The 8604-nt window shown below is 52.8% G+C and carries 8 protein-coding genes; 5 read left to right on the top strand and 3 right to left on the bottom strand.

Annotated elements, in window-relative coordinates:
• Positions 1-468: 468 nt before the first annotated feature.
• The 5 genes from BSPA111_RS21820 to tauD all read left to right on the top strand — a co-directional run bounded on the left by BSPA111_RS21820 (position 469) and on the right by tauD (position 4630).
• Positions 469-942, top strand: a complete 474-nt coding sequence (locus tag BSPA111_RS21820) for a VOC family protein (protein ID WP_183273240.1) — start codon at positions 469-471, stop codon at positions 940-942.
• Positions 943-1211: 269 nt separating this feature from the next.
• Complete coding sequence (gene tauA / locus BSPA111_RS21815) at positions 1212-2183, top strand: taurine ABC transporter substrate-binding protein (protein ID WP_183273239.1); 972 nt, start codon at positions 1212-1214, stop codon at positions 2181-2183.
• A 10-nt stretch (positions 2184-2193) separates the two neighbouring features.
• Positions 2194-2961 carry a taurine ABC transporter ATP-binding subunit gene (gene tauB / locus BSPA111_RS21810; protein ID WP_183273238.1) on the top strand — a complete coding sequence of 256 codons (768 nt, stop codon included), beginning with the start codon at positions 2194-2196 and terminating at the stop codon, positions 2959-2961.
• The gene (tauC, locus tag BSPA111_RS21805; RefSeq protein WP_183273237.1) at positions 2958-3785 is read left to right on the top strand and encodes a taurine ABC transporter permease TauC; all 828 of its coding nucleotides are present in this window, start codon (positions 2958-2960) and stop codon (positions 3783-3785) included. Before tauB ends, tauC begins: the two co-directional genes overlap by 4 nt.
• Positions 3782-4630 (top strand): taurine dioxygenase, encoded by an 849-nt coding sequence (gene tauD / locus BSPA111_RS21800; RefSeq protein ID WP_183273236.1) that lies wholly within the window; start codon positions 3782-3784, stop codon positions 4628-4630. Before tauC ends, tauD begins: the two co-directional genes overlap by 4 nt.
• 85 nt (positions 4631-4715) lie before the next feature.
• On the opposite strand, the gene nepI is transcribed toward tauD, so the two are convergent.
• The 3 genes from nepI to betA form a co-directional block, all read right to left on the bottom strand.
• Positions 4716-5900, bottom strand: coding sequence for a purine ribonucleoside efflux pump NepI (gene nepI / locus BSPA111_RS21795; protein WP_183273235.1), 1185 nt, complete (start codon positions 5898-5900; stop codon positions 4716-4718).
• 93 nt (positions 5901-5993) lie between these two features.
• Entirely contained in the window at positions 5994-6764 is a 771-nt protein-coding gene (locus tag BSPA111_RS21790; RefSeq protein ID WP_255459321.1) for a DUF2461 domain-containing protein, read from the bottom strand.
• A gap of 117 nt (positions 6765-6881) precedes the next feature.
• Positions 6882-8570 carry a choline dehydrogenase gene (gene betA, locus BSPA111_RS21785; protein WP_183273234.1) on the bottom strand — a complete coding sequence of 563 codons (1689 nt, stop codon included), beginning with the start codon at positions 8568-8570 and terminating at the stop codon, positions 6882-6884.
• Positions 8571-8604: the final 34 nt, after the last annotated feature.

The following is an 8604-nucleotide window of genomic DNA, read 5'->3' as shown; positions in this document are numbered from 1 at the left end:
TCCAAATAAGTGGAAAGCCCTGTACTGACGTACAGGGCTTTTTGCTGTCTGCAATAAACTGTCGGGAACAATTTTGCACGCCGGTCACGGCGGCCCCGGAGGGGCGAGTATCAGGATGATACGAGTAAAAGCCCTGTACTGACGTACAGGGCTTTTTGCTGTCTGCGATTTACCCGAACCGCTCCTGCATATCCGCTCTCATGCAAGCCAACCTGTGAAAATACCCTTAATACCCTCGTAGAATGACTCTATTTATTCACTGTTTTCGTGGGTAAGTTTCCCGTCAGTTAAGCGATACAGACCACAAATTACACCTCTTACAGTCACATGATCCAGATCCGGTACATACTTATGGTTGGTTAAACACAAAAGGCGTAATGCCGGTAAGGCACTGCGGGTACGGTTACCGGAATTGAGCGCACAGGTATCGGTGCCACCCGGTAAGAAACATGACAAGCAGGCTAACTTATGGCTAAGAATACAATCTGCATTTGGTACGATCATGATGCGGAGGCGGCCGCACGTTTCTATGCTGCGACTTTTCCAGACAGCAGTGTTGGAGCCGTCATTCCTGCCCCAGGCGACTATCCGAATGGTAAGGCTGGCGACACAATAGTTGTCGAGTTTATCGTCGCGGGCGTGTCATGCATTGGCCTCAACGGCGGGCCGCATTTCAAACATAATGAAGCTTTTTCCTTTCAGATATCCACCGACGATCAGGCGGAAACAGACCGCTACTGGAACGCTATTGTCGGTAACGGCGGCCAGGAAAGTGAGTGCGGCTGGTGCAAGGATAAATGGGGTGTTAGCTGGCAAATTACTCCACGTGTACTAACCGATGCTCTGGCCACGGGTGGTGACACCGCCAGGCGTGCATTTGGTGCGATGATGTCGATGAAGAAAATAGACGTTGCTGCTATCGAAGCCGCGATACGAGGCTGACGAGTACCTGGAGCCAGTGTTTGTCGCAAAGGAAAGAATGTGACTGGACGCGAGGATCCTCGCCGATCACACCAGGTCTTTGGATCTCCAAAGACCTACAGGCCGCTAAAAGATTCGATTTTCTGATCATTATCCATATCCCATTCCCCAGCTATCCTTCCCCAAAATTCATCTAAAAACATAAAAGCATTAGCGATAATTTTTAATTCTTTTATGTAATCGTCGCCGTTAGAAATACTGCTCCCATCATCAATACAGGAGCACTCATCATGGCAAAACGACATTCTCTCTGGCTGGCCGCTCTGGCTCTTATTGCAACGCCTGTCTTCGCGGTGGATGTGACCGTCGCGTATCAAACTTCCGCTGAACCGGCCAAAGTTGCGCAGGCCGATAATGCTTTTGCCAAAGATAGTGGCGCAAAAGTCGAATGGCGCAAATTCGACAGCGGTGCGAGTGTTGTGCGCGCGTTGGCATCGGGCGATGTGCAGATTGGTAATATTGGCTCCAGCCCGCTGGCAGTGGCTGCAAGCCAGAATGTACCTATCGAAGTATTCCTTCTTGCTTCGCAGTTGGGTAACTCCGAAGCGCTGGTTGTGAAGAAAGGCATCACCAGTCCAAAAGATCTTATCGGCAAGCGTATTGCCGTGCCGTTTATCTCCACCACGCATTACAGCCTGTTGGCAGCTCTGAAACACTGGGGTATTAAGCCTGGCCAGGTGGAAATCCTTAACCTTCAACCTCCAGCGATTATCGCGGCCTGGCAACGTGGCGATATTGATGGTGCTTATGTCTGGGCGCCAGCGGTTAACGAGCTGGAAAAAGAGGGCACCGTGCTGACGGATTCTGCACAAGTCGGCAAGTGGGGAGCTCCGACGTTGGATGTTTGGGTCGTGCGTAAAGATTTTGCTCAAGCGCATCCGGAAGTGGTTGAAGCCTTTGCCAAAAGTGCACTTGCGGCACAGAAAAGTTACATCGATAACCCAGATGTTTGGCTTAAACAACCGGACAACCTTAGCAAGCTCTCACGTTTGAGCGGCGTGCCTGAAAGCGACGTTCCTGTGCTGGTGAAGGGCAATACCTATCTCACCGCGAGCCAGCAAACAGAGCAGCTCAGTGGCCCGGTGAATAAAGCGATTGTCGATACCGCGCAGTTCCTAAAATCGCAGGGTAAAGTCCCGGCAGTTGAGACGGATTACAGCCAGTTCGTCACTGACCGCTTCGTGAAAACGCTGGCGCAGTAAGGGGTAAGTCATGTTACAGGTTTCGCATTTAAGCGTGGATTATGACGGTAAAACTGTTCTCAACGACATCAATCTGACCGTGGATGAGGGCGAGTTACTGGTCGTTCTCGGCCCATCCGGCTGCGGGAAAACCACGCTGTTGAACCTGATTGCTGGCTTTGTTCCTTATCATTCCGGGAGCATCACGCTTGCAGGCAAACCGGTGACGGGACCGGGCGCTGAGCGCGGCGTGGTCTTTCAACATGAAGGGCTGCTGCCGTGGCGTACGGTGCTGGAAAATGTCGCTTTTGGCCTGCAACTTGCAGGGGAGCCAAAGCCAGCGCGTGAGGAAATCGCGCTCGATATGCTGCGCAAAGTGGGTCTGGAAGATAAGGCGAAACGAGCCATCTGGCAGCTCTCTGGTGGACAGCGTCAGCGAGTAGGGATTGCCCGAGCGCTGGCAACACGGCCACAACTTTTATTGCTCGACGAACCCTTTGGCGCACTGGACGCCTTCACCCGCGAGCAAATGCAGACGCTGCTTTTAAAGCTGTGGCACGAAAGCCGCCGTCAGGTGCTGCTGATTACGCATGACATTGAAGAAGCGGTTTTCCTGGCGACTGAGTTGGTGTTGTTGTCACCCGGACCTGGGCGTGTACTGGAGCGTTTACCGCTCGATTTTGGCCGCCGTTTCACAGAAGGCGAGCCATGCCGCAGTATCAAATCCGACCCTGAGTTTATTGCTAAACGCGAGTACGTGTTGAGCCGAGTGTTTGAGCAACGCGAGGGCTTCCTATGAGCATCGTTATTCAGGATAAAGCCCGCCGCAAAAGGCTGGCAGTGCACTGGCCATTCTCGCGCCAGCTAACGCTGAGCATCGCAACGGTCACGGCAATCGTATTGCTGTGGTGGTGGGTGGCCGCACAGCAATGGGTAAGCCCGCTGTTTTTGCCTCCTCCAGGCCAGGTATTGGTAAAGCTGATTAGCATTGCCGGGCCGCAGGGGTTTATGGATGCAACACTTTGGCAGCATCTTGCCGCCAGCCTGTTGCGTATCCTCACAGCACTTTTAGCCGCAGTATTGATTGGCATTCCGGTAGGCATCGCCATGGGGCTTAGCCCAACGGTTCGAGGCATTCTCGATCCTCTGATTGAGCTTTATCGCCCGGTACCTCCGCTGGCTTATCTACCACTGATGGTGATTTGGTTCGGCATTGGTGAAACCTCGAAAATCTTGCTGATTTACCTGGCGATTTTCGCCCCTGTCGCGATGTCGACCATGGCTGGGGTTCGCAGTGCAAAACAGGTTCGCATTCGTGCCGCCCAGGCTCTTGGGGCATCACGCCTCCAGGTTGTGTGGCATGTCATTTTGCCTGGTGCGCTGCCGGAAATCCTGACTGGATTTCGCATTGGACTTGGCGTGGGCTGGTCAACGCTGGTTGCCGCTGAGCTTATCGCCGCCACGCGTGGGCTGGGCTTCATGGTGCAATCTGCAGGTGAGTTTTTGGCAACAGACGTGGTGCTTGCAGGCATCGGTGTGATTGCCGTAATCGCATTTTGTTTAGAGCTGGGTTTGCGTGCTTTGCAGCGTCGTTTAACCCCATGGCATGGAGAAGGGCAATGAGTGAAAAAGTGAATATTACGCCTCTGGGGCCTTACATTGGTGCGCAGGTCAGCGGTGTGACGCTGAGCCGAGGGTTGACCGATAACCAGTTTGAGCAGATTTATCATGCGCTGATCCGCCATCAGGTGCTGTTCCTGCGCGATCAGCCTATTACACCCGCACAGCAACGTGCACTGGCGCAGCGCTTTGGCGATCTGCACATTCACCCGGTTTATCCACACGCGGAAGGGGTGGAAGAGATAATCGTGCTGGATACGCACAACGATAATCCGCCGGATAACGATAACTGGCATACCGATGTCACGTTTATTGAAACGCCGCCAGCCGGGGCAATATTGGCAGCGAAGCTGATTCCTGAAACCGGTGGCGATACGTTGTGGACCAGCGGCATTGCGGCCTATGAAGCGCTTTCGGAACCCTTCAGGCGTTTGCTGTCTGGTCTTCATGCGGAGCATGATTTTAAGAAGTCATTCCCGGAGTATAAGCATCTGCGAAGTGAGGAAGAGCATCAGCGCTGGCGCGAGGCCGTTGTTAAAAATCCCCCACTGCTTCATCCGGTTATCCGCACTCATCCAGTGAGCGGCAAACAGGCGCTGTTTGTTAATGAAGGGTTCACCACGCGGATTGTCGATCTCTCACAAAAAGAGAGTGATGCGCTGCTCGCCTTCTTGTTCGCGCACATTACAAAGCCGGAGTTTCAGGTGCGCTGGCGCTGGGCTGAAAACGATATTGCCATCTGGGATAACCGTGTGACACAGCATTATGCGAATGCCGACTACCTGCCGGCTCGCCGCATAATGCATCGCGCGACGATTCTTGGGGATAAACCTTTCTGGCGGGGCTGACTGTTTTTGGTGGGTGGCGCTGGCGCTTACCCACTCTACGTTTAAAGGACGGTCGTTCCGAAAAGCAACGCACCGTCCGGCACCACTACTTTACTCGAACCTTTACCGCCACCAACAATGCCGTTAGCAGCATCAAACTGCCAGACAGCACCAGCGGCGAAAGCAAGCCGAGGTTATCAAGCGCGAACCCACCAATTGCGGCACCGCAGGTGTTCGCTAACTGGATCACCGCAACCTGAATTGATCCCGCTTTTTCAGCTTGATCCGCAAGTGAACGGGTTATCCATGTTGACCAACCGACTGGGATCAACGCGAACGAGAAGCCCCAGATAATGGCAATGGCTGAGGCGACAATTTTGTCCGAACCCCACAACACCAGTATTACCGCGCTCAGTGCCAATATGAGCGGGGCACAGGTGAGCGCCAGTTTCAGCGAACGCTTGAGGAATACTGCGGAAAGCGATGTGCCGACAAAACTGGCGATACCAAAGCTCAACAGCACCAGCGTCAGGCCATCAACGTCGAATCCGGCGAGCGTCATGTAAACCGGGCGGATGTAAGTAAAGAAGGCGAACTGGGCGGCAAATGTCATAAAGATTGCCGTCATACCTGCCAGCACGCCGGGACGTTTAAGCAGGCCGAACATGTTTTGCTTATGTTGGGTCGATTCGCCAGGAAGCGAAGGTAGCGCTTTCCACACCCAAATGATGCAGGCAACACCCATCAGTGCCGCGCCGTTAAACACATTGCGCCAGCCAATAATACCGCCTAAAAAACTGCCGAGCGGGGCGGCAATCACCAGTGCGATTGAGACGGCGCCAAAGATCACCGAGAGTGCTTTTGGCACCTTGCTCGTCGGAACCAGTCGCATAGTCAGGGACGCTGACATCGCCCAGAATCCGCCCAGCGCGATACCCAGACACGCGCGGCCAATCAACAACATGGTGAAGCTATTCGCAAAGGAAACCAGCAGGCAGGAGAGGGTGAGCAGCACGGAGAACAGGATTACCACATAGCGCCTGTCGGTTGTGCGAATAATACTGGTCACAAACAGGCTCGCGAACATGGCGACAAAAGCGGTGATGGTGACGGACTGCCCAGCAAGTCCTTCAGAAATTCCCAGCTCTTGTGCCATTGGTGTCAGCAAACTTACCGGTAAAAACTCCACGGTAATCAGACAGGCTACGCAAAACGCTACGGCAAATACCGCTGACCAGTTAGGCCGCGTTCTGGCCCTTGCTTCGATTGTCCCTTCAATATGCTCACTCATTTCGTCACCTGGCGTCGTTTCTGCGATAAAGCCGCGTAGTGTAGCACCATATTTGTGACGTAATTAACATTTTGGCAACTGTTCCGGCGTGTTCTAGAAATCCAGTTCCAGAGCAAAGCACAGGTAGGCCATCAGTTGACTGCAATGTTGAAACTGTTCGGCACAGAAATTGACGGACCCAGGCTTGCACAGCTCTTCAAAGTCGATATTTTTCACCGCGATGAAGTCTTTGCGTTTTAATTCCTGTAACAAAGGATGAGTCTTGTCGTAGCCTTTTGGTAGGCGACTTAAGCTATCACCATCCATGATAAATCCCTGACTTTGCAATGCTTGTAATGCCTTTTGATAAGCGTTTGGGTTTTCATCAATACACCTGCGAATAGCATTTAAGGCTTTAGATTCAGGGTGCCAGATCCCCGCCGCAATAAAACAACCCTCCTCAGCTATATGCAGATATAACCCCGGTGCATGGACATCTTTGCCCTGAAAATGGCGAAATTGAATGCCAACATTGGTTTTGTAAGGTGTTTTATCTTTGCTGAAGCGGCTATCCCGCTGCGGGCGCATAAGGCTACCACCGACTTTTTTCGGCACGGCGGTGAGCTTCGGTGATAGAGCAAGAATACTGGGCTGCATCTGCTCAATAAACCGTAGAGCTGGCGTTCTCACGCTATTTTCGTATTCATCCTGATGGGCTTTGAACCACTCGCGGGAGTTGTTTTGCGCAAGTTGTTTTAGAAATTGCAGGCAAGCCGCGCTAAATATCCCACCTGTTGATACAGAAGACGTTGGGGTTTTCGGTGTTTGAGCATTCATTATTGATTGACCCTTATGAGTACCAATTAAGCGGATGCCAGCCGCCAAAGGTATTATTCAACACTATTTCCAGTGCAACTAACAGGGTATATGCACGAAGCCACCAACCGCTTTTTGGGCTGGTGGCTTGCGGGATTAATCAATAATTTATCGAAACAGGCAGACCTAGACGGCAACGTCGCGACGAGGGATGCTGGTGCGTTGTTGAATTTCCCAGTTATCGGCAAGGCCGACCTGCGCATCGGACGGTGCCAGCAAAGTGTTGCCACGAATCAGATCAGCCGCACGTTCTGCCAGCATAATAGTCGGTGCGTTCAGGTTGCCGTTCGGCTCAGTTGGAAACACCGATGAATCAACCACTCGCACACCTTGCAGGCCATGTACGCGCAATTCGGAATTCACCACGGCGAGGCTGTCTTCACCCATCCGGCAAGAACCACACGGGTGCATGGTGCTTTCCATGTTGGCACGCACAAACGCATCAATTTCTTCGTCTGTTTTCACATTAGGGCCGGGGGCCAGTTCCACACCACGGAAGCTGTCCATCGCTTGCTGGCCAATTATCTCACGCGTCAGGCGCACACAACGGCGGAAGCCTTCGCGGTCTTCTTCGCGCTCAAGATAGTTAAAACGGATTTCCGGATGTTGATACGGGTCGGCTGAGCGCACACGCACATAACCCCGGCTTTTGGGCTTATTCGGGCCTGTGAGCACCATAAAACCGTGTCCTTTAAACGGTTTATCACCGTCATAGCGCATCGCCGCAGGTAAAAAATGGAACTGGATATCCGGCCAGCGCAACCCTTTCCCTGAGCGGATGAATCCACCGGCTTCAAAATGGTTGCTCGCGCCCAAACCATCTTTGAACAATAACCAGCGCAGGCCAATCAGCGCCTTAGAGAACAACCCCATTTTGCTATTAAGCGACACCGGTTCCTTACATTCGAATTGAATGTAAATCTCGGAGTGATCCTGCAAGTTTTCACCGACACCGGGCAAGTCGTGTTTCACCTCAATCCCGGCTTTACGCAGCACTTCAGCCGGGCCGATGCCAGAACGCTGCAACAGGTGAGGGGAGCCGATAGGGCCAGAAGACACCAACACCTCTCGTGTACAGCGTACGGTGTGTACTTCCCCATTTTGCTCATACTCGACGCCCACCACACGCTTGCCTTCGAGCACCAGTTTACGGGTCATCGCATGGGTGACGACGGTCAGATTTGGGCGCTCCATCGCAGGCCGTAAATAGGCGTTCGCCGTCGACCAGCGCACACCATTCTTGACCGTCATATGCATCGCACCAAAACCTTCCTGCATGTATCCGTTGGTATCTTCGGTCTTGATGTAGCCCGCCTGCGCGCCAGCCTCAATCCAGGCACCGTACAGCGGGTTTTGCATATTGTTGCCGTTGTTGGTGCTCAGTGGGCCTTCTGATCCACGATAATCATCGCCGCCAAATTTGAAGTTTTCCGCTTTGCGGAAATACGGCAGACAGTTGCGATAACCCCAGTTTTTGGCACCTAATGACTCCCATTCATCGAAGTCGTAGGCATGGCCACGAATGTAAACCAGGCCGTTGATCGACGACGAACCGCCAAGCACTTTGCCGCGCGGGCAGTGCAGGCGGCGGCCATCCAGATGTGGCTCGGGTTCGGTTTCATAGTGCCAGTTGTATTTTTTGGTGTTCATCGGTATCGAGAATGCGCTGGGCATCTGAATGATGACGCTTTTATCACTTCCGCCATACTCGACCACCAGCACGCTGACTTTAGGGTCTTCGGTTAGACGATTTGCCAGCACACAACCTGCCGATCCGGCACCCACGATGATGTAGTCATATTGTTTGGTAGACATAATATTCTTGCTCCATTTTTATTCTGGACAACCG

This window comes from Buttiauxella sp. A111, from assembly GCF_014189855.1.
In the GTDB taxonomy this organism is placed as follows: Bacteria; Pseudomonadota; Gammaproteobacteria; order Enterobacterales; family Enterobacteriaceae; genus Buttiauxella; species Buttiauxella selenatireducens.
This window is presented reverse-complemented; position numbering and strand designations above follow the sequence as displayed.